At 50.7% G+C, this 24502-nt stretch carries 18 protein-coding genes and 1 pseudogene; 13 read left to right on the top strand and 6 right to left on the bottom strand.

All coding sequences use genetic code 11. The annotated features are described in order from the left end of the window. The first annotated feature begins 1236 nt into the window (after positions 1–1236). The 4 genes from gmtY to greB all read left to right on the top strand — a co-directional run bounded on the left by gmtY (position 1237) and on the right by greB (position 8880). Positions 1237–2679 carry a gamma-mobile-trio recombinase GmtY gene (gene gmtY / locus ACI7MX_RS21175; protein ID WP_405596050.1) on the top strand — a complete coding sequence of 481 codons (1443 nt, stop codon included), beginning with the start codon at positions 1237–1239 and terminating at the stop codon, positions 2677–2679. A 271-nt stretch (positions 2680–2950) separates the two neighbouring features. Beyond that, a complete protein-coding gene (locus ACI7MX_RS21180; protein WP_202210409.1) occupies positions 2951–6970 on the top strand; it encodes a VPA1269 family protein in 4020 nt (1339 codons plus the stop codon). Next, complete coding sequence (gmtX, locus tag ACI7MX_RS21185) at positions 6967–7560, top strand: gamma-mobile-trio protein GmtX (RefSeq protein ID WP_202210410.1); 594 nt, start codon at positions 6967–6969, stop codon at positions 7558–7560. The genes ACI7MX_RS21180 and gmtX overlap by 4 nt, the downstream gene beginning before the upstream one ends. A gap of 849 nt (positions 7561–8409) precedes the next feature. After that, entirely contained in the window at positions 8410–8880 is a 471-nt protein-coding gene (gene greB, locus ACI7MX_RS21190; RefSeq protein ID WP_202210411.1) for a transcription elongation factor GreB, read from the top strand. Between the two features lie 154 nt (positions 8881–9034). On the opposite strand, the pseudogene ACI7MX_RS21195 reads toward greB, so the two are convergent. After that, positions 9035–9327 (bottom strand): annotated as a pseudogene (locus ACI7MX_RS21195) (IS3 family transposase); the annotation flags it as partial. 36 nt (positions 9328–9363) lie between these two features. Here ACI7MX_RS21195 and ACI7MX_RS21200 point away from each other — a divergent pair. Next, entirely contained in the window at positions 9364–9543 is a 180-nt protein-coding gene (locus ACI7MX_RS21200; RefSeq protein ID WP_405591263.1) for a hypothetical protein, read from the top strand. A 265-nt stretch (positions 9544–9808) separates the two neighbouring features. Here ACI7MX_RS21200 and ACI7MX_RS21205 read toward each other — a convergent pair whose 3' ends face one another. Together ACI7MX_RS21205 and ACI7MX_RS21210 are read right to left on the bottom strand one after the other, a co-directional pair. Continuing rightward, positions 9809–12583: a UvrD-helicase domain-containing protein gene (locus tag ACI7MX_RS21205; protein ID WP_202210412.1), complete on the bottom strand. Its 2775-nt coding sequence runs from the start codon at positions 12581–12583 to the stop codon at positions 9809–9811. Between the two features lie 159 nt (positions 12584–12742). Next, positions 12743–13201 (bottom strand): helix-turn-helix domain-containing protein, encoded by a 459-nt coding sequence (locus ACI7MX_RS21210; RefSeq protein WP_202210413.1) that lies wholly within the window; start codon positions 13199–13201, stop codon positions 12743–12745. A gap of 392 nt (positions 13202–13593) precedes the next feature. Between ACI7MX_RS21210 and ACI7MX_RS21215 the strand changes: the two genes are divergently transcribed. The 8 genes from ACI7MX_RS21215 to ACI7MX_RS21250 all read left to right on the top strand — a co-directional run bounded on the left by ACI7MX_RS21215 (position 13594) and on the right by ACI7MX_RS21250 (position 19334). Next, positions 13594–14097, top strand: a complete 504-nt coding sequence (locus ACI7MX_RS21215) for a hypothetical protein (protein WP_202210414.1) — start codon at positions 13594–13596, stop codon at positions 14095–14097. Positions 14098–14100: 3 nt separating this feature from the next. Continuing rightward, a complete protein-coding gene (locus ACI7MX_RS21220) occupies positions 14101–14829 on the top strand; it encodes a metallophosphoesterase family protein (RefSeq protein WP_202210415.1) in 729 nt (242 codons plus the stop codon). 112 nt (positions 14830–14941) lie between these two features. Further along, a complete protein-coding gene (locus ACI7MX_RS21225) occupies positions 14942–15346 on the top strand; it encodes a DUF6957 family protein (protein WP_202210416.1) in 405 nt (134 codons plus the stop codon). 49 nt (positions 15347–15395) lie between these two features. Further along, positions 15396–15752, top strand: a complete 357-nt coding sequence (locus ACI7MX_RS21230) for a hypothetical protein (RefSeq protein WP_202210417.1) — start codon at positions 15396–15398, stop codon at positions 15750–15752. 398 nt (positions 15753–16150) lie between these two features. Beyond that, a complete protein-coding gene (locus ACI7MX_RS21235) occupies positions 16151–17188 on the top strand; it encodes a hypothetical protein (RefSeq protein WP_405591270.1) in 1038 nt (345 codons plus the stop codon). 59 nt (positions 17189–17247) lie between these two features. Beyond that, positions 17248–18398, top strand: a protein-coding gene (locus ACI7MX_RS21240; protein ID WP_088500423.1) for an IS3 family transposase whose coding sequence is annotated in 2 segments (ribosomal slippage) — positions 17248–17482 and positions 17482–18398 — 1152 coding nt in all. Because the reading frame shifts where the segments join, the coding sequence is not laid out codon by codon here. Positions 18399–18451: 53 nt separating this feature from the next. Then, complete coding sequence (locus tag ACI7MX_RS21245; protein WP_405591273.1) at positions 18452–18886, top strand: hypothetical protein; 435 nt, start codon at positions 18452–18454, stop codon at positions 18884–18886. A gap of 82 nt (positions 18887–18968) precedes the next feature. Continuing rightward, positions 18969–19334, top strand: a complete 366-nt coding sequence (locus tag ACI7MX_RS21250) for a histone-like nucleoid-structuring protein, MvaT/MvaU family (protein WP_202210420.1) — start codon at positions 18969–18971, stop codon at positions 19332–19334. 125 nt (positions 19335–19459) lie between these two features. Here the strand turns inward: ACI7MX_RS21250 and ACI7MX_RS21255 are convergent, their stop codons facing one another. Genes ACI7MX_RS21255 through ACI7MX_RS21265 form a run of 3 tightly spaced genes read right to left on the bottom strand, consistent with a single transcriptional unit; the run spans position 19460 to position 24478 of the window. After that, positions 19460–20188 (bottom strand): M48 family metallopeptidase, encoded by a 729-nt coding sequence (locus tag ACI7MX_RS21255; protein WP_202210421.1) that lies wholly within the window; start codon positions 20186–20188, stop codon positions 19460–19462. After that, complete coding sequence (locus tag ACI7MX_RS21260; protein ID WP_202210422.1) at positions 20178–23291, bottom strand: type I restriction endonuclease subunit R; 3114 nt, start codon at positions 23289–23291, stop codon at positions 20178–20180. The genes ACI7MX_RS21255 and ACI7MX_RS21260 overlap by 11 nt, the downstream gene beginning before the upstream one ends. Next, positions 23285–24478: a restriction endonuclease subunit S gene (locus ACI7MX_RS21265; protein ID WP_202210423.1), complete on the bottom strand. Its 1194-nt coding sequence runs from the start codon at positions 24476–24478 to the stop codon at positions 23285–23287. Before ACI7MX_RS21265 ends, ACI7MX_RS21260 begins: the two co-directional genes overlap by 7 nt. Positions 24479–24502 lie beyond the last annotated feature (24 nt).

Here is a 24502-nt window from a genome sequence, read left to right on the forward strand (position 1 = left end):
CACACAGCCAGAACTGCATACTTTAGCCAAGCCCCCCCCCTCTCCTTGATAGTGAGTCAGGTGCAGCCTTCACGTCGGCCCCTCTGAATAGGCTGAAGTAAAGGTATAGCCGGCTAATGGTGGCAAATGAGATTCTGAAGAATCAAACAGTCGACAGATAGGGGGCGCAAGCGTGCAATCAGATGTGCCAGCAGAGCTTGTCGCTCTACCGACTCAATGCTCGCCCTGTAGTGGCCTACTGAAATCTATAGTAACCCCCATTTTTGCAATGCTGATTAACGGGTGAAGTGGCTGGCTTGCTTAAATCTACCCGGCGTCTCGTTGATAGCCTGCAGATCGAGCGAATAAGAGGTCGCCCATATCGTTACTCCAACCCAAATGACTTAGCGATCAATAATCACTGAAAAAAACCAACGAACGAACGCACTGCCATAGCTCGACCATCCAGTTAACCTCACCCTCAGCACGAATCTGCTCAGTGGCCGCACTGCCGATACCAGCTAACACGGCGCCATTCAGGCAAAAGGTCGCCGGACGTTCACGTCAGAAACAGACGGACTAAGCAGGATCGGGGATGGCGGGGAACTGAACAAAAAAAGAAAGCGAGAACAATCTCTCAAGCCAAAATGCTCACGAGCGCCTTTCAATCAGCTACGTATGACGGGCGAAAATGCCAAGGCCTGAGCCGCTATCCCACATAGCATAACTAACAGGCCTGAATCTCTACGCCGAGGAATGAAAACCGGACAATAGATGGATGTCCAACCCGAAAGCAGAGAAGAATAAAAACCCTTTAAAATACCACTAAGGGTATTTTAAATAAATAAAACAAAAAAATAAATTTGACTTTAAGAAAAAAACCAAAATGCTATACTTTGTATTCAAAATACTCGTCAATATATAGCATATAATGAGCGCGCGAAAAGTGTCAAGCATCCATCTATCTTATCCTGCAAATCTGCCTCCCCTAGCGGCAACACTTCGTGACGGCCCGTCACCCCATCACGCACGACCAACTATCTACCAACACCCCGGCCCCCAGCAGCCAAGCATACAAACCGCGACCAAAACCCTCCAGTGCAATTCTGTCGGCTCTCCGAGCATCACCAGCGCAATCTCCCCGATGAGCCTCGGTGCCTCCGTCAAAAGCACCCCCAACAAAAGCAGCAACAAAATAGGCAGCCGAAAAAAATTGAGCTCCCACCTGCTCGAAGGTGCTCGCCGATGACTTTTTGCATGAGGGTGAAGGTGGACTACCAGAGCGCTACGAACATCAAGAAAATGCGACTGCCTGGGTTGTTGACTGATCGTGGAATACTGGTATCGCTCCTGCAATACCACAGCGAGCAACGTAGGAGCATGTCTTGGCGGGATCGTGTGAATCTGGCTGTAATTTTACTGCTCGATTTCATAGCAAAGAGCGGCATTCCTTTCGATTCGCCTACGACGCTGCTGATGTCATTCAGTAACGCGTTGAGAAACGGCACCATCGATCTCGACCTGGAAGACCCTACAGGACTTTTCTGGAGCGCCCGCACTGCTAACGATGCGGATGAGTTGATCGGCTATCTGACAGGGTATACCGACTGGCTTGCTACTCAACCAGGTCATAGCGGCGTTCTTATGAACCCTATTAGGCGAGCGACGACCTATGAAGAGAAGCTCAATTGGTGCGCCTATCATCACCGCCAGGACGCCAAGCTGCTCAACCATTTGACCAAGGGCTCTGAGGCGGAAAAAAACCAGTATGCCCGGCAAATACAGCGCGAAAGATCACTGAGTATTATGCGAGACGAAGTTAAGCGCTTTCCAAAGGATAGCTTTAACAAGCTGATCGACAACGGCTTCATCATTGCGAGCGCTCTTAGCAAGGACGAGCGCCGTTACACGGATTACAAAAGCCAGGCGATGACCCTGTTGATGCACTGGGGTGGCGTGCGGAAAAGCGAGCTCTTCCATATCTACCTAGATGATATAGATATTGACCTCGGTCGTATGGAAGTCGTTATCCGCATCCATCATCCATCGGAAGGTACTGCACCCGAAAAAGGCTATAAAAATCGCGAAGACTATCTGTTGAGGAAGTTCAGGCTGAAACCAAGAGTTCAGTACCTGAAGTCTGAAACCCAGCATGCCGGCTGGAAAGCACCAACTGTAAACAGCCACAAATTCTTCAATGTTAATTTTTACCCGCCCGCAAAAGCAACTGAATTCTTGCTCGCGTTTCGAAATTATCTGCTTTACCAGCGCGCGGAGCCGAGTGGGCTAGGACATCCTTATGCCTTTACTAACAGTAAAGGTAGGCCGGAAACCATTAAAAACTTTCAGCGATTACATAAGTCAGCGGTAAAACGGATCGGACTGCAGTGCGGAAAATACTACGGAACCACGGAACATGGCCATCGACATGCTTACGGCTATCGTCTAGCAGAAGCAGGGTTTACTCAAATTGAGATTCAAAAAAGCATGCACCACAAATCCCCTAACTCTTGCCTGATTTACGTGCAAATGACTAACGCTGATCTAAATAAAAGAATGCGGGAAGTTGAAAGGCGGGCGAATGCCGAATCACTTTCTCACCTCGCTCCCACTAGTGATCCCAAGAGCGATTCTTATAGTTATCCAAACATTGCCTCCCAACTGCGATTCCAAAAACACGACACCGCCTCCGACGCCTAGGTACGATTCACATAGGAAACAAAAAGTTATGTAGAGGATTAGAAAATCCCGCGGAGCTTTAAACTGCAACAGCTGTTTTGGCTTCTGGCGGGGAACCATTATATTCCCAATTCAAACCCCACCTCTTTGCACCTTCAAAGATCAGAGACGGGCACACCCATGCCTACGACAAGCCGAATTTAACCCTGGAACAATGAATAAACAACCACCAAGACACGCACTCCTCAACCCCCAAAACTCAGCTACATCAACACACTGGGAATAAAGCTTCATGGGCAAGAAATCAGATTTTTATGAAACGCTTGAAGAGGCGCGCGAGGCCTGTATTAAGCTCGGCATAACTACTATCAAGGACTTCAAGCTGCGACGCACTGAAGATCCACGCATCCCTAGCTCCCCGAATGAGGTCTACAAGGATGAATGGAAAGGATATCTTCACTTTACAGGTCGAGGCGCTGCCGCGCTTTACAGTTATGACGATGCCAAATGCGCCATCATTAAGCTGGGAATAACAACAGCTAAAGAGTACGCTCAATACTACAAGAGAGATTACCGCCTTCCTTCTCGGCCCGACACCAAATATGCAGGAGAATGGAAAAACTGGCACGACTTTCTCGATAAGGAGGAGAAATACAGTGATTTCTACGAGGCGCGACAGATCGCAAGATCTTACAATTTTCGCTCTATAGCGGATTATAGAGGCACCTGTCTAGAAATTGACTCTCGACTTTATGCTTCGCCGCAATTGGCCTATAAGGAATGGAATGACTGGTACGATTATCTTAACATACAGCAGCGCGCCACGCTTTTCGCATTTGAAGAGGCGCAGGATTTTCTTGTCAAACATAATATTCGATCGTCCGCACAGTATTTTAAAGTTCGAGAAAACGAACCAAGATTTCCCGTCGCGCCTAATCTAACTTATAAGAAAAAATGGATTGGTTGGGCACATTTTCTTAAGCAAGGCCGCGAGCCATATATCTCTTATCATGATGCCAAAGAGGCCGTTAATGCCTTGGGAATAGCCACAGACCAGGAATACGCTGCTTGCTTTTCTGAAGACCCAAGACTTCCTAGAGAACCAGCTAAGCATTATAAGGATTCATGGCCTGGATGGCTAGAGTTCCTAGGCTACAGCCCCAAATATAAAACAATAGAACACGCGACGGCAGCTGTCCGACGTCTCGGAATTTCCGTTAAGACCGATTATTTTACGCGCTTTTCAGAAGATCCTCTGCTTCCTAAGCGTCCCGATATTTTCTACCGCCAAACCTGGCCAAGTACTGGGTGGCGCGCTTTCATGTATGGTGGGTTTCACCCCACCATGCGCACTGCTGGAGCAGCAGCACGCAAACTAGGTATAGTCACGATTACAGATTACGCAAAACTTCGACATTTAGATTTAAAGCTTCCTATGGCACCTCGAGAAGTTTATAAAGAATACACAAGTTGGAAAGATTTTATTCTTCCTGAAAAATGCATAACTCTCGCAGAGGCAAAAACCGCAGTAAAAATTTTGGGAATCAAGGATAGTAAAGGATATCGTCAAAAACAGTCGCTGTACCCCAGTCTACCGGCTAATCCACACCGTACATTCAAAGATGAATGGATCGACTGGTATGATTTCTGTGACATCCAGACGCCCTATACTTATGATGAGGCTATATCCATCGTGTGGGCTGCCGATTTGCAAACGGCAGCCGAATATAAAAAATTCATTGTTTCAAGCGGAGAGAAACGTCTCCCACTAACGCCGGATAAAGTATATGAGGGTGTATGGGTAAATTGGGCTTGTTACCTTGGAAAAGATGAGCCGTACACACTGCACACTATTAGGGCTCCTTATGAAAACTGGAAGCCGGCAATAGCATCTTATCTGCGGATCGTTAAAGGCGCTTCCGTTAAAGAAAATTACATTGTACGATTTGTACGTGATTTTCTTTCTCCGATTGGCATCGGCCATCACCCGACACAGTTATTCACGACAGACCGGTTCAAAATAATAGAATTCGAGCTTTTCGTTTCGAGCATCAGGGAGTCCCTGCAACGGAAGGTTGTCAACGGACTCCGGGAATTCGCCACCCATTACATTCAAGAGCACCTCAGCATTAAATGTGACTACACCGGTGAAATAACTCTTATCGAAGGAGCTCGCGATCCGTTTGCACCCTACTCAAAAGATCTTGGGTATCTGGTGCAACCCACAGAAACGGTAAAGCCAGCCCTCGCTTATCAGTTCGTCGCAGGGATGCGAGACTGGATTGTTCCGTGTAACGCCACGAGCTTTTCTGACTTGGAACACCTTCATGGGTTTGAAGCAGACTGGTATGACGTTGATGAATCTCTTATCGATCGTGATGACCCAGATTGCGTCTACAAATGCGTTAATGGCAAATACAAGATCTGGTTTCCCGGGCACTGGATGCACACATACGCGCTGGCGTCTGTCCCTGTTCGCGGTATACAGCTAAGTTACGTGGATTCTGGAGAAGCGGATAAAAAAATACCTGTCATCAAAGATGGCAAAGTTGCATGGATCAATAACTCCTTGAAACTGAAAGGCAAAACGAAGGAGCAAGGGTTTGTCAAACAGTATCCTAACAATGAAAACGGGATGCACCTCACTACAAACAAAACTTCCCGCAAGCGCCCTTATTACGACGTACCCTGGATTCCGGAGTATCTCGCGCTCTGGATAGTTCGCTTTCGTCAATGGCAGACCAAATACAACCCTATTAACCGCCCTATGCCTTGGGTGGAATGTCGCTTCACTAACCTGTGTGAAGATGACCTGAAGAAAAAAGGTAGTAATTGCTTTCTGTTTCGTGATTTCGAAGCCGAGGAATGCAGTGGAAGTTTTTCATCTCGCCTTAGTAGCCGGATTGCCATCGCGCTTTACAACAGCCAACCTAAGGCACTCAAGTTGGCCACCTTGAATGGCAATCCAGCGGCCGTGACTGCCTACACATCGGAATATACGCCCCACACGTTGAGGGTAAGCTTGATAACTGCTTATGTTATGGAGTTCCGACTTCCGCTGGAGGTCATTGTCAAGATCGCCGGACATAGCTCTGTGATCATGTCGATCTACTACGTGAAAATTAACAATGAAATGCTGCGCCTGAGATTCAATGAAGGAGAAAAGCGCGCATTGTCCAACCAGGCCAAAGCTGCGTATCAGATGGTCGAGCAGGGCCGCGTCAATAAAATCCGCAGTCAACTCATTACGAACAACGATGAAGCTATCAAACGCTTTGTGGGAGAAATCGCTGCTGGCAGTGCGCTTTTCCGCGACTACGGCATGTGCCCCTTCGCTGCTAACCGGTGCAGTGACGGCTATGCAGAAGAAAATGGTAAGTATATTTATGTACCTGCAGGGTATCTGGGCAGCGAGAACTGTATCCGTTGCCGGCATTTCATCACCGGCCCGGTTTTCCTGGGTGGCCTGCTCTCGTTGGCCAACGAAATTTCCCTAGCAGCGACTATGCAATTCGACCATCTGCATGACATGGAGCAAACAACCGAAGAGTTGCGGGCAAGCATCGAACTATCCGATGCTGAACAATATGATTGCGAAAAAAAGGGATTGAAATTCGACGAAGCTGCAAGGAACGCGCTGGAGATTGAGGTGATCGCTCTGCTCGGACAGATCGAAACCGCCTCTCGGAAAGCTGACATGTATCTCTCCGACATGAACTCAATCAATCGCTTAGCGAATCAATGTCAAGCCGTTATGAATGAACGTATCGAGAGCGACAATGACTCAGATTCTACCCAGCTCATCATGCAGCCGGATCACGAAGCTATGGTAGTCATCGAAGAAACCTCGTTCTTCCATCAGCTCAATGAAGTGTGTGTAAACGCGGAAATTTACGTATCGGCCAAGGCTGAACTGGCTGTCGCGCCACGCGCGCAGATGCTTGATCGGATGATCGAGCTAAACAATATGACACCGTCGCTATTTCGCCTGGACGCTAAACAACAGCTGATTATGGGGAACCAGCTTACGCAGTTCATGCTAGCCCGCCTCAAATCTTGGGAGAAGCTAGACGCCGTGGTCGAAGGTCGGTTGTTGATGCAAGACCTTCCCGCTCACGAACGTGTGACCGAGGGAGCAATTCAAAAACTTTTGACAGGAGCCAAGGCAACAGAGGTCATGGCACTCACTCTTGATTCCGACTCGACTTTCGAATTAGCTTTCGAGGCAATCCAGGGCCCTTGCACGGCCATTGCGGGCAAGGACGGCTATCAGACCTTTATTGAAAATGAAGATTGGGAGTACTCCTCATGAGCCCCGAAGAAATGCTGGCGCATCTCAAAGCAATCACTAAGCCACGCACTCACACCACTCTTGAAGCCGTCTTCAATGCTTGCAAGGAGCAAAAGGAGCGGGGGAGCACCGACTTCAGCTACTCAATGATCGCACGAGTAGGCAAAGTCTACGGTGTACCCGCGGCGCAGAGCTTGCGTAATCAGAGCGGTGTCAACTATCGAGCACTGATTGACGCCTTCGCTGCTACGTTACCGCCTAAGCAGAAAGAAGCCACAGGGCAATACTCATGGATTGAAGCGCTACCCATGGGCGAGCAGAAGCTTTTGACCAAAATGCTGCTCGGCGAGCTCAAAGACGCTGAGCGCAAACTGAAAGAGATCGTGCCGCCCAACAAGGTGTTCGACGTTGATGTCCGCCTCCCACCGTCCGCGCAGTTCAAGCTGTCACCCGGTGAGCGTCGAGCTCTGGAATACCTTTCTTCAGCACAGTTCCTGACCGAGCGATCACTGAAACGAGGTGAGCGCAGCGATGTGGTTGGCGCGAACGGTGAACAGCTCTTCAAGCCAGGCACGCTAGACGCTTTCGAAAAAGCACTGCAGTACCTGTAGCACCTGCATCACCAGTAGTGCCTGCTGAACTGGGACGCGTGAGCACTGCAGGTCGCGCCATAGCCGCTACACAGCAATACCCGCAACACTGAATCACAGTAATCCCGCAGCACCTACTTACCGTTGAGATTGCGACTGGAATCACCGAGTAAAGTAGGTGCCGCAACGGGCCCAAGCACCAGCACTCCCATTAGCAAGCTTACGATGGCAAAGGAATGCCAGCTCGCCCTGGACACCAAGCAGGTTAGACAGGTGGTGATGTCACACGCCCTTCTGTAGCGTCTACACATCCTTTCTTACACCTTTTACCCTCGCGTCCTTGTCATGGCAGTAGACGTCGGAGCCGGCGAGCCCTATGTACCGAAATATGTTCATTCCCTGCAGAGCCTGGAACGCACCTTATCTATTTCCTAGCCCCCAATGGGATCGCGCCTTCTCGAAACGGTGGGCCAAGCCAAGCCGATGTAATCCGTTCCAGTACTCGGTCAGCGCGGATATTAATGTCATCGTGAAATGAGATTCCTCAACATCCGTCTGTGAGATGCACAAACCTAATGAATGCGCCGTATCGGAAAGGGAAACGCCTCGCAACCCCACACTCCCGCTGCTGCTGCCGGGGCAGTAGTAGCGCTCTAATGAGGGCAAGACGCATAATCCAGATCGTCAAGTCACGTCACTTTTCTATGCTGCTGCCACAACCACCCGCTTCGGGTTCAATAGACCTTTGAGTCAGAGACGAATGTTCAATGGAAGAGTCTAAAGACGGCAGCTACTCGCCGTATGCATTCGAACGCTAAACGTTCACTGCCAACGGCTAGGCAGCCGATTAACTCATAATAGGAGGTAACGTTGGCTACAAACATTATCACCCGCAGTGGTCACGATGCCCTCAAAGAGGAGCTGGATCACCTCTGGCGGGTCTATCGACCAGAAATCACTCAGAAAGTCGCCTGGGCAGCATCCCTCGGGGATCGGAGTGAGAACGCAGATTATCAATACAACAAAAAGCTGCTCCGAGAAATAGACCGACGCGTCCGGTACCTTCGAAAGCGACTAGAGGACATCAGAGTCGTCGATTATTCACCCGAGCAGGATGGGAAGGTTTTCTTTGGCGCATGGGTCGAAATCGAAAACGATGACGCAGATATCAAGAAATTCCGGATAGTCGGATACGATGAGATCTATGGACGCAATGATTACATATCCATCGACTCGCCTATGGCTCGTGCGCTGTTGAAGAAAGAACAAGGAGATGAGGTAGTAGTCCAGACACCCAGTGGCGAAGCCACTTGGTACATCACCACTATCGCGTATGTATGAGAAAAATCCGACAAGATAGCCGACTCAGTGTCCTGCAGAACCCAAGCTCGCTATCGGCGCGAGATATTCGAAAGGCAGTCCTTCGCGAACCAGGTCATGAAGCATGATGCCGTGTGATGGCAGCCCGAGAGTCATCCAAATGCTCGGTGAGATTGCCGTACTTTCTAGAGCGGCGTCGATACCCTATCTGAGAGCGCAGCCCTTCAAGACGCATCAGCCTCGCTACACGATAGCGGCCACAGTCTTCACCGATTTCGCGCAGGTCGTCATGGATTTTGCGATAGCCATAAACGCCGCCGCTCTCCAGCCAGGAATGCTAGATCAAACCCAGCAGTTATGCGTCGACACGCCGAGACGGGCCGCTAAATTAGCGACAGGTAGCTTCTTTTCGGTCACTTGATTGACCGCTTGGATTTTGAACTCTTCGGGATAACGTGGGTTGCTCACGGCACCTCCTAATTGGCCTCAGTTTAAGGCAAATAGGTGTCTAGGAAACCCGGGGCGATTCAAAATGATCTCGAACAATTCGAGGGTGAGCGTATCGCCGCAGTGCTCGAAACCTACGACATCTTCACAGCGGTCAAAATGCTCAACACCTATTTTGACTATGTCCCAAACATTGCCGGCCCACGAGAAGAGGTACGAATCAGGTTACAAGTTTGATCCATGAGCCCAGCGTAAGCATCCGACGAACCTGTCTTCATAGCTCCAGCTTTTAGGTAGGCGTACTCGTGAACTATAACCGCTCTGGCTACAGATCATTGGTCGGGGAGCGTAGCCAGCATGCGGACAAATGCCCTACAGGCCGCCGTTACCTCCCCCCCTTCAGGGTGTCGCGATACCGCAAGGCTTGTCATGAACAGCAAATCACGCCATCAGCCTAGAGGTCGCCTTATTCAACCCAATCATATCGACATAAGCAAATGGATTACCAAGGGCCCCTGTCGGACGCCCCGGAACCGCGCGCCGCAGGCCTCTTCTGTTGCTTAGGCTTAAAACTACACATCGGATAGCTTGAGCATGAGCGGAATTGGCCATAGGGGCCTTCCTTAGCGACCATCACTCCTCGTTTGCACAAGGGGCACCTGTCTTCATGTATGGGTTCTCCGCGAATGCTGGTGACCTTGATGGCTCCCTCCTTAACCATCTCATCCAGAAACGGTGAGTTTTTTCCCATCACAGTGAACATCGCAACTGATCGGCGAGCTCGAGTCAGAGCCACGTAGAACAGACGGCGTTCTTCGCTGTATGGGTATGTATCGCCGGCTGGCATCACCAGCTCGAGCACTGAGTCATCGCTTTTTAGATTCGGGAATCCGCGAGCCACCATACTCGGGAGCAGAACGTATTCTGCCTCATCACCTTTGGAGGTATGGATTGTCTTAAATTTAAGCTCGATACGGTCGCCGAAATTATACTGCCAGCTGTCTGGAACATACTGTCGGTCGTTTTTGTAGCGCCCTAGAATGAAAACACTCACTTTGCCACTTTTTCCCGCAGGTATCTCTCCCTCAATCAGCTTGTGATAGAGGTTTGTTAGGTACTGATTGATGGCGTCTTGGATCTGGTTTCTGTCGAGAACCTGGAAAGCCTGGATAGCAGCGCCAATAGCAGGTGTCACTGACGTAACCGTCTTCTCCAACTGAACTGGGTTCTTTGAGACGAATCGGCTAGACACGTCACAGATCTCTTGCGGACACCGAAATGTAGTGCCTAGACGGTAGATTTGACCGTGACCGAACCAGTCTCGGAAGCCTGTCATTACAGATATGTCCGCGCCAGCAAACCGGTTGATCGATTGCCAGTCGTCCCCTACAGCAAACAAATGGCGACCGGGCTCCGAGACTAGAGCGCGGCAGAGGCGAGCCCTAGCCCTTGAGGCGTCCTGATATTCATCAGCCATTACAAGGCTGTATGGGGAGGGATGACCTTGCTCAAGTCGTTCAGCCGCCATGTTAATCATGTCCTCGAAATCGATTCCTCGATCTTGGGCCAAAGCCATGTTCCAACCATCGATCACGGGGCCGGCAAGATCAAGGAACGCTTCAAAGCGGTATTTGAATGCCCCAGGTGGTAAATCTCGAATGCGATCTGACATTTGCTCCATGCTGAGGCTGTTACTTTTGAAGTGCGTGATGAACATGCGAAGCAGCTTGACCAGGTCGACATGTTCGATCGGTACCACGCCTTTTGCAGGAATTGGTCGATCCGGATTTGGATCGAGAGTAATACCGCGAGCAGTTAGTTCCTTGGATAGATGATCGAAAATATTCCCGGTCTGTAACTGATGTGAAGTCGTCTCAATCAGGGCTGTGCCCAAACGTTTATGTGTGTCGCGCTTCCAGACCACACCTTGCGAGTAATCCTTGAAATGTTCAGGAGGATTGCCTTGCGCGTCTAGCGCGAAATGTTCGTGATAAAGATCGATAGCGGGATAATAAAAATCGGGAAAATACTGGCGATGCATCGCTGTAGCAGTATTGTGCTCGTAGCATCGTTCATACTGATAGTCGATGCCGTTGTAGAACAGCCAGTTAGCGATAATTCGCTCTTCTTGGCTAGCTACAAGCTCACCACCCAACGAGACGAGTCGGCCTTGTCCTTCTTTATCCCATGCTTCAAACGACTGCTCCTCCCCAGCAGCAGGAACATCCCGTCCTAGCACCAAGCGAAATAGATCCCACTGAGCCCTGAACGATTCAGACTGGTCTTTCAGGTCGTCGACTATGTTCAGAAGCTTCATGAGTCCAAGTTGGCTCTCTACTGCCCAATTCGGGACGTGGGGTTTGCGGCCTGTAGCTTCAGCAATTATGGAAAGCCCCAACGCGTGGAAAGTCTTGGCCTCTACTTCCACGTCTTCGATGCCGAGCCGATTCAGTGATGCTGCGATCCGCGCCTGCAGCTCGCCGGCTGCATCCTTGTTAAAGGCAAGCATGACAATCGACTTGGGCGGAACTAGCTCGCGGTGCAGGGCATAAACTGCCTTGGCAACCATGGTCGAGGTTTTGCCCGAACCTGCGGATGCGATGACCTGGACTCGATTGTCAAAGCATATGACCGCTCTTGATTGCTCACCCGTAAGTGGCTTGCTTTCGACGTTCGCGAGTAGCTCCTTGCATCCATCCAGCTCCCTCAGCATGAATGCTTCATTTCGTGCTGCCCACGACTCTTTCCACTCACACATCCAGGCATCGAGATCCTGGTGGATTGCCCCGGCAAGTTCACCGAGAGAAGATTGAACATCGGCAGTCCGGAAGAGCTTGGTTAATGCCTGGTCGTCAATATTAAGAGTCGGTTTTGCATCAATGAGAGCTTGCTGCTTTTCGTGGGTTAACCAGTGGTGCTGGGAATCTGCAGTGCTAATGGTTGACGCGACCTTATCCAACCACCCCTTTATGGATGAATAACAGTCCTCAAACTGGCTGCGCCTAGCTACCTGAAGCAGTCTCCCCAACTCCTGGGTCAGCGAGGGCTCTTTGGAGTTGGGCAAACCATCTATGTGGTATTTGCGGTCTTGGAAGAATGTTAAGTCCGTCCATAGCACCCCCCGACTCACTTCCACACTTGCGAGGCTGTGGGGGTTTATCTTCAAAGTGGCGTCACGCAGCTTCAGCAGAAGACATCCATCTTCGACCCAGAGGCGCCACGTTTCGGATTTCGTCAGCAGCCGCCCCCAAGCAGATGCTCGCCATTCCTTTGTCATGCCGATTCCACTGTCACAAAAAGTGGAGTGTACCTGAGAGAAGATGTCCGATCTCCTCGCACTCAAGGTCAGATCTCTACAAAATCGTCTATGTTGAATTGAGCAGAGCTAAGAGAATGTAACCACGGGCTTTCACTAAGCAAGGGAAGACATTTTCTTCTACGGGGTTTTCAAGTGCCAAAGACGTCCGACTGTTGATTTCGGCATCCCCAAGATCTGCACAACCTCAGCTTGACTGTGCCCTTCTTTTTTTAGCTCCTGGACGGCTTCCCATTTTTTCTGCGCTGCCACCGATTGGGGATAAGACAGTTTTTCGGGCTGAATAGGAAGGGGGATATCCAGCAGATTATTAGCTTCCAACTCTTCTAGAGCTAAGTGCAGAACTTCCCGAGCTGGTCGTTGGTCTTTGGCTGCGTACACAAGCACTAGAAAGGATACAGGATGCAGATGTAGAGCTTCTGCTAGCTCTTGGCTGACTTCCAGAGTGGCGGACGTTTTTACAGCCTCAAGCTGGCTCACGTGCGATTGTGTGACAGTCAACGCGATGTCGTGCTGTGAGAGACCCAGTCGAGCTCTCAACGTCTGTAGCACTGCAGCATATGCTTGGCGAAGCAACATCCTGACTCCCCTCCCAAAGCATGACGGTATGCCGTGTTTGCGTAATCCCATTCAAATCTATATATTTATATTTTTGGGACTTAGCATGGGCGGCTTGCGATTTAATCAGCCTCATACAGTCAGTTCAGGCCAGGCCGGAGACTCGTTGGTAGCCTCGAAGCCGGAGTGCACCACTTGGCTACGCCCAGAAGAATTGGCACATGGGGTAGCCTTCTTATAGTGAACAATAGCCATAAATTGTCAGTGCGTGGGGGAATAGACGCGGGTGAATTCAAGCTGCTTAGGCTGAGAAGCGACAAGCAGGAGAAGGCGCATGAACTTTCGTGTGAATACTTCCCCAATCGCCCCGCCGCATTTCGAATTGCAGCACCGCAAACGAGGAAACCAGCGTCATGTTTATTTCAGATGAGTCTTGTATGGTCGGCTTACCGGGCTTCCCTGGGCCTGGCCGCACGGCTTGGCGGATGGTCGAGCGAAACGCGGAAGATTTTTGGTATCACGTTCGCTTTCGCATTTGTGAAGGAGCAGAGGTTCGGTTCAAAAAAATGATGCCAACAGACCCCTCTATGTTGGCCCACCTAATCTCTCAGCGGAGCCGAGAGCACACGATTGAGGCGGTTCAGGTTGTTACTCCCGCTTGCATTAACGGGAGCTCTTTAGAACGGATGGAAAAGTTGATCAGTGTGATCGTCGGCTATGACAGAAAAGGTGAGTGCGTACTGCTTCATAAAGTCGAAAGCGGAGCAGTTTACAGCAGCTCTCCCGGCGAGATCGACGCAGGCTTGCTCAGAAATACTCGAACGATCTACGACGCCATGACTGCCGCAGGGAAGCATTTCCATTGCACCAACTCTCAGACCCCGAATCGCTCTGCCACTACAACGGCGGCAGGTTAATCCATGAAGATCCAAATTTATTCAGATCTGCACCTCGAGTTCGCTCGGTTCGATACCACCCCAAGCGATGCGGACGTCGTCATTCTCGCTGGCGACATTGATATCAAATCACGTGGAGTGAAATGGGCAAACGAGGTTTTTCAATGCCCGGTGATCTATGTCTGCGGTAATCATGAGTACTACGGCGGGCACATAGGTCACACACTGCGAAAGATGAAAAACGCTGCATTGCCCCATGTGCATGTACTCGAAAACGAGATGCTCATTCTCGATGGCACGCGCTTTTTGGTCACAACTGCCTGGACGGATTATTCGTCTACGGGTGATGTGGTTGCGGCAAAGCGCGTTGCTTGGGATTCGATGAACGATTTCTTGGTGATTCGAGCCGACTTGGATTACAGGCGCTTACGTCCAGACGATTTGGTCGCTAAATCAATGAGGGCACGCCGCTGGTTAGCCCAAGAACTCGATAAACCCTTCGACGGTAAAACCGTGGTGGTCACACACCATGCACCAGCGTTGGATCATCTAGGTGACGATCACCCCGGACACCTGGTTGCAGCCTATGCGAACGATTGGTCAGAGTTTCTTAGTAAGAATGATCTTTGGATACATGGGCACACGCATTTTGCAGCAGACTTCCTCAAGAATGGGTGCCGAGTGGTTTCCAATCCACGCGGTTATCCGGGTCAAAGGACAGGCTTCGATCCTGGGTGCTTGGTGGTGGTTTGATGGTGAATAGATCTCGTCAGTGTCCTCCATGAGCTCGGAGTTGATAGATCAAAACTAGCGGGTGTGAGTTTGTTCGAACGGTTGATATTTAGTGTGAATCTAAGGTTTTTGAATGGTCACTTTGAATGAAATCTCGCAGTTACTTTACGGAACAGGAGATGAATCGCCAGGCTGGCAGGACTCTGAAGAAGGACTGATCTCTTTGGCAGCAAAGTCTTTCCCTGGCAAAGCCTTCTGTGTGGTCAAACAGTGGATTTTGATCGATCTCACTGTGACGCCTGAGGAAAGGGAAAAACTGACGAAGCTCGGTTTACTCCCGGCAACTCTATACGCTCACGAAGTCGTCCTAGACAGTAGAGGCCGCTTTCAGCCTCGGATGTGGGTGCGCAGCAATTTTGGCGTGTCTTTTAGCCAGGGGTGCATGTTTGAAACCAAAAGTACGGTCTACCTCCTCTGGGGATCGGGCCTGAGAAAAGAGGCCAGCGTGGCGACTGCCTTTTCGATGAAGGCAGGGTAAGCGATGCTCTCCGACAATTTAAACAGAGTCGTTTTGGAGCTTGGGTTGGATGCCTGAAGTAATTGAGCTGGAATTCCATAGTAAGGAATTGAGTGACTTTCAGTTAAGTCGCCTGGTGCGGGCGAGTCTACGTAAATACACCGTGCCCATTACAGCGTTTATCATCGATGCACTGATCGCCGGGGACACTTGCCTCGGGGTGTCTTTCGATTACTCTCAGAAGGACGATGCCTACCACAGAGCCGATGGTTCTATCCTCCGCACCGGTAAAATTCAATCAGCGAGAAAAGAAGGCCGGTTTTGGTTACTCGAGACTCAAGATGGTAATTACGTCATCGCTAGCTTCAAGCGAGACCTCGGAAGAGCTAGCTTTCGCAAGCTAATCGAATCCGCCGACCGTTTCTAAATGACGGTGATAAAGTCACCTTTTTGAGCTCGAGATAGGGCCTGGCACATGTCAGATGAACGATGGTCAGCTGCTTGGGCAATAAGTCATTTTGACGAGTTGCTCGACTAGGTGATCACGACTCGCAAACCGTTTTTCATCGAGGGGGAACGCCGGACTGCGGTGCTCATTTCAATGGAGGAGTGGGAGTCGATTCGGGACAAGCTCATCGCTCGAGCTCCGTCAGACCTCTAGAAGTAACTCGCTGTGACCTCTTAGTATTTAGCGCCCCGAACTAGTAATGCGAAGCGTTTCAATCTGAATTTTTCCTGTAGTCTCTGGTAATATGAAGGCCTTAAGTTTTACTATCTAGTCCTTCGTGGCCGCTCGGTTACGAGCACTCCGGAGATTGCACGAGAATGGATTTTTACGTCATAGGCAGAGATGAAAAATTCCCAAGCCATGCGAGGAATGCGGCCTATCTCAAGTTCGATCGCTGGAATGATTTCAAATTTGTAACGATGTTTTATGTAGTGCTTTTTGATGAGGCAGGAGAGCGTTTTGAACTTGAAAATGTGAAGATCGCTTTTAAAGGTCAGGAAACCTCTACTTCAACCTACTCGAAACTTCCTCCCCGTTTCACCGTGCTGCCAGAGGGTTTTTTTTCTCTGGGTAATAGTGTTGAATACTACAGTGAAATAGCCAAAATTGACTCATCTTCACTGAAGTTTGAATATTTAACTGGGCTCAAGGATATCGTCGCGAATCCAGAAATTGTGGAAGGGATTATTGAGGAAGATGTTTTCTCAACCTCTCTTCTGCGCGACGTTAGTTTGAGCAGTGTCAAAGAGCAATTTCCTCGGGTTCTGCAGGGTGGGGCCATTCGCACTGACTATTCGTTTGTATATACAAAACTGACGGACAGCGCGACTGCAGGCATTGAACTTAGCTTCGAGGTTGAGGCCGAGTCTACCCCTTCGACCAATATTCACGCTCTGATAGGTCGCAATGGCATCGGGAAGACTACTATCCTTAACGGCATGATCAACTCGATCAGGGACGGGCATGCAGGCGCCGATGGCATATATCAGATTAATCCTTGGGGGATGCCGAAAACACCCATCAGTCAGGAGTTTTTTAGCAGCGTCGTATTGGTTTCCTTCAGCGCGTTCGACCCATTTGATCCGCCTGCCGAACAACCAGATCCAGCAAAAGGCACCTGCTTTTACTACGTCGGACTCAAAGTTAAAGGCGCCGATGAACATGAGTTAAAACATCGTAAAGCCCTTAAAACCGAATTTTTGGCTGGCCTGCGAGCGTGCCTTAAGGAAACGAATAAAAGGAATCGCTGGAAAAAGGCGATCCAAAGTTTACAGTCTGACGAGAACTTCGCAGAAATGAGGTTCTTGACGCTTCTCTCTCTGAGCGGTAATGAATTCGTCGCTACTGCGGAATGAATCGCCCCTAGTTTCGTAGACACCTCCAAGCCTTAAAATGAGGCCCATTAGGAGGTGCCATGAGCAACCAGCGATATCCCGAAGAATTCAAAATCCAGGCGGTCAAACAAGTGACCGAAAAGAAGCTTCCTGTCTCGGAGGTGGCTGCACGATTGGGTGTGTCCGTGCACAGCCTCTATGCCTGGGTTAAGCGCTACACCAAGCCCCAGGAACAGCGCGTTGAGGAGGATGATCAGAGCGCTGAGGTTCGTCGTCTACGGGCCGAGCTGAAACGGGTGACGGAGGAGCGAGACATCTTAAAAAAGGCCGCCGCGTACTTTGCCAAGGAGTGCGGCTGAAGTACGCCTTTATTAAGCAGCAAGCGGGTCATTACGCGATTCGACGGCTTTGCCTGACGCTCAAGGTTCATCCCAGCGGCTACTACGCGTGGCTATCAGAACCAAAATCTGCGCGAGCCAAGGACGATCAGCGACTGCTTGGACTGATCAAACACTCCTGGTTGGAAAGCGGTGGTGTTTATGGCTATCGCAAGATCCATGATGACCTGCGAGAGGTTGGTGAGAGCTGTGGCCGTCACCGGGTAGCTAGGTTGATGCGCCTTGAAGGTTTACGTTCTCAGACTGGGTATCGACGGAGGCCGGGAAAATATGGCGGTAAACCAGCCGTTGCCTCACCGAACTTACTGAAGCGCCAATTCGATGTCAGAGAACCCAACAAAGTCTGGGTCACAGACATTACCTACATCCGAACATATGAAGGCTGGCTGTATTTGGCCGTGGTGCTCGATCTGTTTTCACGCCAGATCATTGGTTGGTCAATGAAGTCGCAGATGACCAGCGACGTAGCCATTGATGCACTGCTGATGGCGGTTTGGAGACGTAAGCCGAAGCAAGAGGTGATGATCCACTCGGATCAAGGCAGTCAGTACAGCAGCTCAGACTGGCGAAGCTTCTTGAAAGCTAACAACCTGGTAGCCAGCATGAGTCGTCGAGGTAACTGCCACGACAACGCTGTGGCGGAGAGCTTTTTCCAGCTGCTAAAGCGGGAGCGGATCAAGCGTAAAATCTACACTACACGCCAGGATGCTCGGGATGATGTGTTCGATTACATCGAGATGTTTTACAACCCAAAACGACGCCACAGTTTCAACAATCAGCTGTCACCGGTAGAGTTTGAAAAGCGTTACGCAGCGAGCCTGGAGAGTGTCTAGGAAACCTGGGGCGATTCACAGCTCCTCCGGTGGTATACAACCCCTCATTCAAGATGATCAGTAGCTGGTCGAAATGGGCGTCCATCGTCTGCCCTGACTGGGCATGTATTTATGATGCCAGGGTTGCCTACTCGCTGAACGCTATCAATTATCTAGCCGGGGCCAAGCACCCGATTTTTCCGATGCCAGAAGGGCGCAATTCACGCTTAAAGATGTTGGATGTTTCAACTCTGCTTTTAAGGGAAAAATTGGGCCATCCGCAGCCTCACGTTCATGGTGCGAGTGACCCTAAGACGATCCGAAGGAACCATTTTATTCCTGAGCACAGCACCTACGCTGCTTATGTGTCGTTGGTCTCCAAGGTGAGTCAGGATCTATGGGGTGATTCCAACCGCATCCATGAAGTTGAAATGCTACTTTTTTCGCTGGCAGATACTGGCATTTATGCAGATGTGTTTAACCGTCTTTCCAACTCTGCGGTAAAGTAATAAAAATTCAAATCTTGCTGTCTTCACAAGACACTCTAAATTTATTTTGACTTGAATATCCGATAAAACCACGGAGGCCCCAATGTCCAAACTCGCCGAATTCCGCCAGCTCGAAAAACACCTAGCCGAGCAGCTCCAGGCTCTTGAAGCCCTGAAAGGCGATGCCGGCCTGAAGCAAGAAATCGAGTTCGAAACGAAGTTGCGCGCTTTGCTCGCCGAGTACGGTTACAGCCTGCCGAACGTGATCAACCTGCTTGATCCGCAAGCGCGCCGCCGCGCTCCAGTCGTCGAATCCAAAGCTGGCGCCCGTAAGCCACGCCAAGTGAAGGTTTATAAAAACCCTCACACTGGAGAAGTCGTCGAAACCAAAGGCGGCAATCACAAGACTCTGAAGGAATGGAAAGCTGAGCACGGCTCCGCGACCGTCGAGTCCTGGCTGACCAAATGAATTTTCTTTGAGTAAAAAAAGGCTCAATGAGGGCCTTTTTTCATATAGGGCTTGTCCTATCTCACCCAGGTCTGACTAAGTTAAGAACTGTGTTAGGTTTAAATGGACAGAAAGGCTGATAGATTTTAGTAATCCCAGCGTTCTTCAGCCAACAACGACCTATTCAACTCATCTCGATGCGCCTGCCATTGCGGTAAGTACTTATCCATCAGGCCGCGAAAGCGGTCGTTGTGGTGGCGTTCGATTAGGTGTAGCAGTTCGTGGACGAGAATGTATTCCAGGCACTGGATTGGCTTTTTGGCCAATTCCAGGTTAAGCCAGACGCGGCGGGCGGCGATGTTGCAGGTGCCCCACTTAGTTTTCATCTTCTTGATGCCCCAAGCGTTCACCTCAACCCCCAAGATCGGCTGCCATTTATCTAGCAGGGTGGGGATTAGTTTTTTTAGCTCGGCACGGTAGAAGGCTTGGAGCAGTTCTTCTCGCCGTTCGGTACTGGTCTCCGGGCGCACGAACAGATCCAGCGCGGCCTTGCCCCGCAACGCGACCCGCATCGGTGTGCTGCCTTCGACTACACGCAGACGATAACGCTGTCCCATAAAGTAATGGCTCTCGCCGCTGACCATGCGCCGTTGAGATTGTCGCGGCTGGGCTTGGAATTTGGCGCGCTGGCGTTTGATCCAGCCGAGCTTTCCAACCACCGCCAAGCGCACAGCATCGTCGCTGACGGCCAATGGGGCAGCCACGCGCACCCGACCCAAGGGCGGATAAACGCCCAGGTGCAGGTTTTTGATGTTCTTACGCACCACCTCGACGCTTAGGCCGCTGACGGTGATGCTGTGGCTGTCAGTAGTCACGTTGGCTCGTTACCAGTTCTAGCAGCTTATCCAAGGCCTGATTGGCCGCGCCCGCATGGTACTCGCCGGCAAGTTCTGCCGCATCGTGGCCGGCTGCATCAAGCACCTCTTTAATCGCCAGCCGCACTTTGCGCACCTTAAAGGCGTTGTTGCGCCAATCATCCTGACGGTTGGCCATTACCGCGTTATCGACCGCAAGTGCCAATCCAGCGTTTTTATCCAGGTTGTCGTACAGCGCCTGACGTGCACCGGTGCTCATGGTCGAGGGATAACTATTGGTGCTGCTGGGATTCTTGGCTTGTTTGGCCAGCTCAACAACCTCCTGCAAATACTCCTGATAGCTGATGGCGTCTTCTTTACGCTTGGCGATCAAGGCATCCAGCAAGGACGACATGGTCTCGTAATACTTTGGGTTGATCGGCGACTCATCGATGATCAGCTTGCGCACGTTGTTCTCGATGGTTTCTGCCACAGCCTCCTGGCTGCCGCGAATACCCTTGGGTAACACCTCTACCGCATCAACGCCGCGTTCTACGATAAGCTGAATCAGCGACATATCATCGAACGCCGAGATTTTTTCGCTCTCTTCGGCACGGATGTAGGTGTCGATCAAAAAGCGCATATCAGGCTCATAGGCCTTGAGGTCGATGTAGTCGCCACTGGCAACCTTCACCTCGTCACGTACTTTGTTGTAGTGATCGACTTCGTCTTTGATCTCGGCAATTTGCTTGGCGCTGTAGCCCGCCTCTTCCAACTCATTGGCCACGCTGGCGAAGCAGCGAATCAAGGCAGAGGTCATCTTGTACAGGTTTAACCGGCGCGGCTCATTGGCCTTGAGTTGTTCGGCATTGCCCGATTCAGTCCCGCAAAAATAGCGCAAATAAGCCAGCGTATCTCTTGGCCGATCAACCAGCTCGCACAGCGCCTTGATCGTCTCGCGCGCATCCTCAAGGTCGTCACGGGCGTTACTGAGACGGTCTTCCAGCAGGCCAGCGACATCGGCTTTATCGAAGCCATCCAGCGCTCCGCTGGTGTAGTCGCCGATAGAGTTTTCAAGCTGCTTGAACAGATCTTTGTAATCGATGATGTAACCGTATTGTTTGTCTTCACCGTCCAGGCGGTTGACCCGACAGATAGCCTGAAACAGGCCGTGGTCGCGCATTTGTTTGTCGATATACAGGTAGGTGGCTGAAGGTGCGTCAAAGCCGGTCAGCAGCTTATCGACCACAATCAGCAGTTTCATCTGCCCCGGCTCTTTGACGAACTTCTGCTTAACCTCTTTCTCGAACACCTCCGGATCTTTGCCGTTCAGCATTTGGTTGTAGATGTTGTATTTACGCAGTTTCTCGGTCAGCCCTTCGCCGGTAGCCTCGCCCTTAATATCGGCTGGCGATGGCTTGTAGCTGGTAACTATGGCGCAGGTATCGGCCATGCCGGCCTTGGCGAATAGCTCGTAGCATTTGCAGGCCTCGAAGATGCTGCTAGTGACCAGCATCGCATTGCCTCTCCCATTCGCTAAGCGGTCGCGGATGGCTAGGTCGAGCATGATGTCCGCGACGATTTTCTCCAGCCGCGACTGGCTCGAAAGCACCTTCTGCAAGGTGCCCCAACGTTGCTTCAACTGCGCTTTGGCAAGGTCATTCAGCCCCTTAGTTTTGGCCTCAAACCACTGATCGACCTTTTTCTGCGAAGTGATGTTCTGGTCGATGTCGCGGGCTTCGTAGCGCAAGTCCAGCACTACGCCATCCTTAACTGCCTCATCAAACTTGTAGGTGTGGATGTAGCCGCCAAACACCTCGATGCTCTTTTGCTTGTCAGCTTTGAGCAGCGGCGTACCGGTGAAGCCGACAAATAGCGCATTGGGCAGAATCGCCTTCATCGCTTTGTGCAGTTCGCCAGACTGGGTGCGGTGGCACTCATCGACGAACACATAGATATCGCCCTTGGCGCGAAAATCAGCTGGCAGGTTCTTACGCAGTTCCTCAAGGAAGCCTTTGATATCGGGGTTCTCTGATTCGTCTTCTTCGCGGCTGCCAAATTTATGCACCAACGAACACAACAGCCAGGGTGCAGGCTGGTTCAGTTTGGCGATCAGGTCAGCGCCGCTCTGGCTACGATAAATCTGCTCATTGACGCCGGTAAAGACCTTCTCGATCTGCTCATCTAGCTCGGTGCGGTCTGTGATTATCAGCACCCTAGAGTCCTGGATGTTTTCTCGAATCCACTTGGCCAGCCAGACCATGGTCAGTGACTTACCGCTGCCTTGGGTGTGCCAAATGATCCCGCCTTCACGACGGTTTATGTGTTTCTGCGCGGCACGCACACCGAAATACTGATTCTGCCGGCAGAGCTTTTTCACCCCGCTGTCGTACACCACATAGTCGTGCACCAACTCCAGTAAACGGTGTTTACTGCACACCTGTTGCAGGTGGCGATCCAGAAGGTTATCGACAGGACTGTCTTCCTTCCACGTCAGGAAATACTTCTCACCTGTCTGGATGGTGCCGTAGCGCATACCCTGCGTATCGTTGCCCGCCATCACCAGCTGCATGGTGGAAAAGAATGGCTGAATGAACTCGGGCTTCTGGTTATCCAGGTTCTGACGAATGCCCTGATTGACTGCCGTTCGGGATCGCTTCAACTCCAGTACCGCCAGAGCGATGCCGTTGACGTACAACACTATATCCGGGCGTTTTGTGCTCGCCTTGGCATCTGCGCCCTTCACCGTTACTTCCTCAGCCAGTGCGAAGTGGTTGTTCTCGGCGTTTTTCCAGTCGATTAACCAAACCGTTTGGGTATTCTCGCCCACCTCGGGTTTTACTCGCACGCCGTAGCGCAACAGCTCATAAACCGCCTTATTGCGGTCATAGAGACTTTTGCTGGCATCAGCGGCCACTTTGGTCAGTTCGAACAAGGCGCGAGTGATCAGCATCGCGTCTACACCCTGCTTGGTCAGCCAGCTACGCAGCAGTTCTTGCTCGATGTTGGCGTTGTCGGCGCGATCTGCCCAGTCGCCCAGATACTCGTAGCCGAGGGTGTGCTGGAACAGCGCAACCACGCGGTCTTGGGTCTTGCGTTCGATCTGGCCAACTACGGCTACCATAACTTTGCCTCCTGCGAGCTTTGAGATAACCGAATCCTGCCGGTCAGTAGTTCTTGCATCATGCCCTGCTTGAGTTGACGGGCCTTGTTGCGGCGGGTTTCGAGAGTGGATAGTTCGCTGTCCATATCGGAGAGGATGGTGGCGATGGCGGCTTGTTCTTCTAGGGGAGGAACGCGAAAGGTAAGTTCCGAAAAGGTCGCCTTCGAAATAATGCTAGTTGCCGTAGTTCCAGCATTAGACAGCAGGTATTCCTTACTTGCTTCGAATATATAATAAAGGAACTCTGCGCTATTCTTTTGGCTTGGTATCACAGCATTGATTTGCTGATTGCAAGCACCCTCAACTCTCAATATCGCATTTTTACCAATGCTGGCGATACACGTTACAAGCACTGTATTGGCTGGTAGGCGTCGAATTGACTGAAGCCCTTCAATGGTTATGAGACGCGAAGATTCAAACATATCACGGCAGATTGAAATATCTGTAGGCGTGATCCAAGGAAAATCACCACCCCAATAATGGGCCATAGTGGTGCTCGGAGTATTTCCAGTTACGATCTCACCAAGCTCGCAAGTCCGCTTCAGCGTCCACTCTCCACTAAACCCCGGCAGGCGTTGTTGGCCGGTGAGGAGTTGTTGCATGGCGGCTTGTTTGATGTCGCGTTTTTTGGCGATAAATTGATCTAGGCCGCTGATCAGGGCGTCCATGTCGGACAGGGCGGCGGCGATGGCGCGCTGTTCGGGAATAGATGGGAGTGATACCGGTGTTTCAGAAAACTGCGTTTTGTTGACTATTGGTATGACCTGTTCACCTGCAAGAGCTCGAACTTTTGGCGCTGCCGCACATACAGTGTAATAAAGGTAATCAGTCGAAAAGGCTGGAGATGGAAAAATTGCGTTGATTTGCTGATTTGTCGTTAAGTCGACTGAAGCAACTCCACACTTGCCTATGGAACCAATACATACAAAAAGTATGGAGTCCCTTGGGAAGCGTCGAGAAATCGCGAAGCCTTTCTTGGTAAGCTTTCTTTGAGTATCAATTACATCCTTTTCATCGCCCAAGTCGGCTGGACTGACAAATAGAAATTCATCGCCATAGTTCGCCGAATCCCGAGTAGGCGGCGTGCTACCTGTAGCAATGATTGCAATATCTCCAAGTTTTTTGACTTCCCAATCCTCCGGAATCACCCCAGCCTCCGTCAGCTTGTACCC

It is taken from the genome of Pseudomonas sp. 2024-210, from assembly GCF_045062345.1.
Taxonomy (GTDB): domain Bacteria; phylum Pseudomonadota; class Gammaproteobacteria; order Pseudomonadales; family Pseudomonadaceae; genus Aquipseudomonas.

What these genes read in the sequence shown, in the direction of transcription:
- ACI7MX_RS21225 (WP_202210416.1), top strand. Translation starts at nt 14,942, where the DNA reads ATGGTCACTTTGAATGAAATCTCGCAGTTACTTTACGGAACAGGAGAT.
- ACI7MX_RS21220 (WP_202210415.1), top strand. Translation starts at nt 14,101, where the DNA reads ATGAAGATCCAAATTTATTCAGATCTGCACCTCGAGTTCGCTCGGTTC.
- ACI7MX_RS21180 (WP_202210409.1), top strand. Translation starts at nt 2,951, where the DNA reads ATGGGCAAGAAATCAGATTTTTATGAAACGCTTGAAGAGGCGCGCGAG.
- ACI7MX_RS21205 (WP_202210412.1), bottom strand. Translation starts at nt 12,583, where the DNA reads ATGACAAAGGAATGGCGAGCATCTGCTTGGGGGCGGCTGCTGACGAAA.
- ACI7MX_RS21260 (WP_202210422.1), bottom strand. Translation starts at nt 23,291, where the DNA reads ATGGTAGCCGTAGTTGGCCAGATCGAACGCAAGACCCAAGACCGCGTG.
- ACI7MX_RS21230 (WP_202210417.1), top strand. Translation starts at nt 15,396, where the DNA reads ATGCCTGAAGTAATTGAGCTGGAATTCCATAGTAAGGAATTGAGTGAC.
- ACI7MX_RS21215 (WP_202210414.1), top strand. Translation starts at nt 13,594, where the DNA reads ATGTTTATTTCAGATGAGTCTTGTATGGTCGGCTTACCGGGCTTCCCT.
- gmtY (WP_405596050.1), top strand. Translation starts at nt 1,237, where the DNA reads ATGAGGGTGAAGGTGGACTACCAGAGCGCTACGAACATCAAGAAAATG.
- ACI7MX_RS21250 (WP_202210420.1), top strand. Translation starts at nt 18,969, where the DNA reads ATGTCCAAACTCGCCGAATTCCGCCAGCTCGAAAAACACCTAGCCGAG.
- ACI7MX_RS21235 (WP_405591270.1), top strand. Translation starts at nt 16,151, where the DNA reads ATGGATTTTTACGTCATAGGCAGAGATGAAAAATTCCCAAGCCATGCG.
- gmtX (WP_202210410.1), top strand. Translation starts at nt 6,967, where the DNA reads ATGAGCCCCGAAGAAATGCTGGCGCATCTCAAAGCAATCACTAAGCCA.
- ACI7MX_RS21210 (WP_202210413.1), bottom strand. Translation starts at nt 13,201, where the DNA reads ATGTTGCTTCGCCAAGCATATGCTGCAGTGCTACAGACGTTGAGAGCT.
- ACI7MX_RS21245 (WP_405591273.1), top strand. Translation starts at nt 18,452, where the DNA reads ATGATCAGTAGCTGGTCGAAATGGGCGTCCATCGTCTGCCCTGACTGG.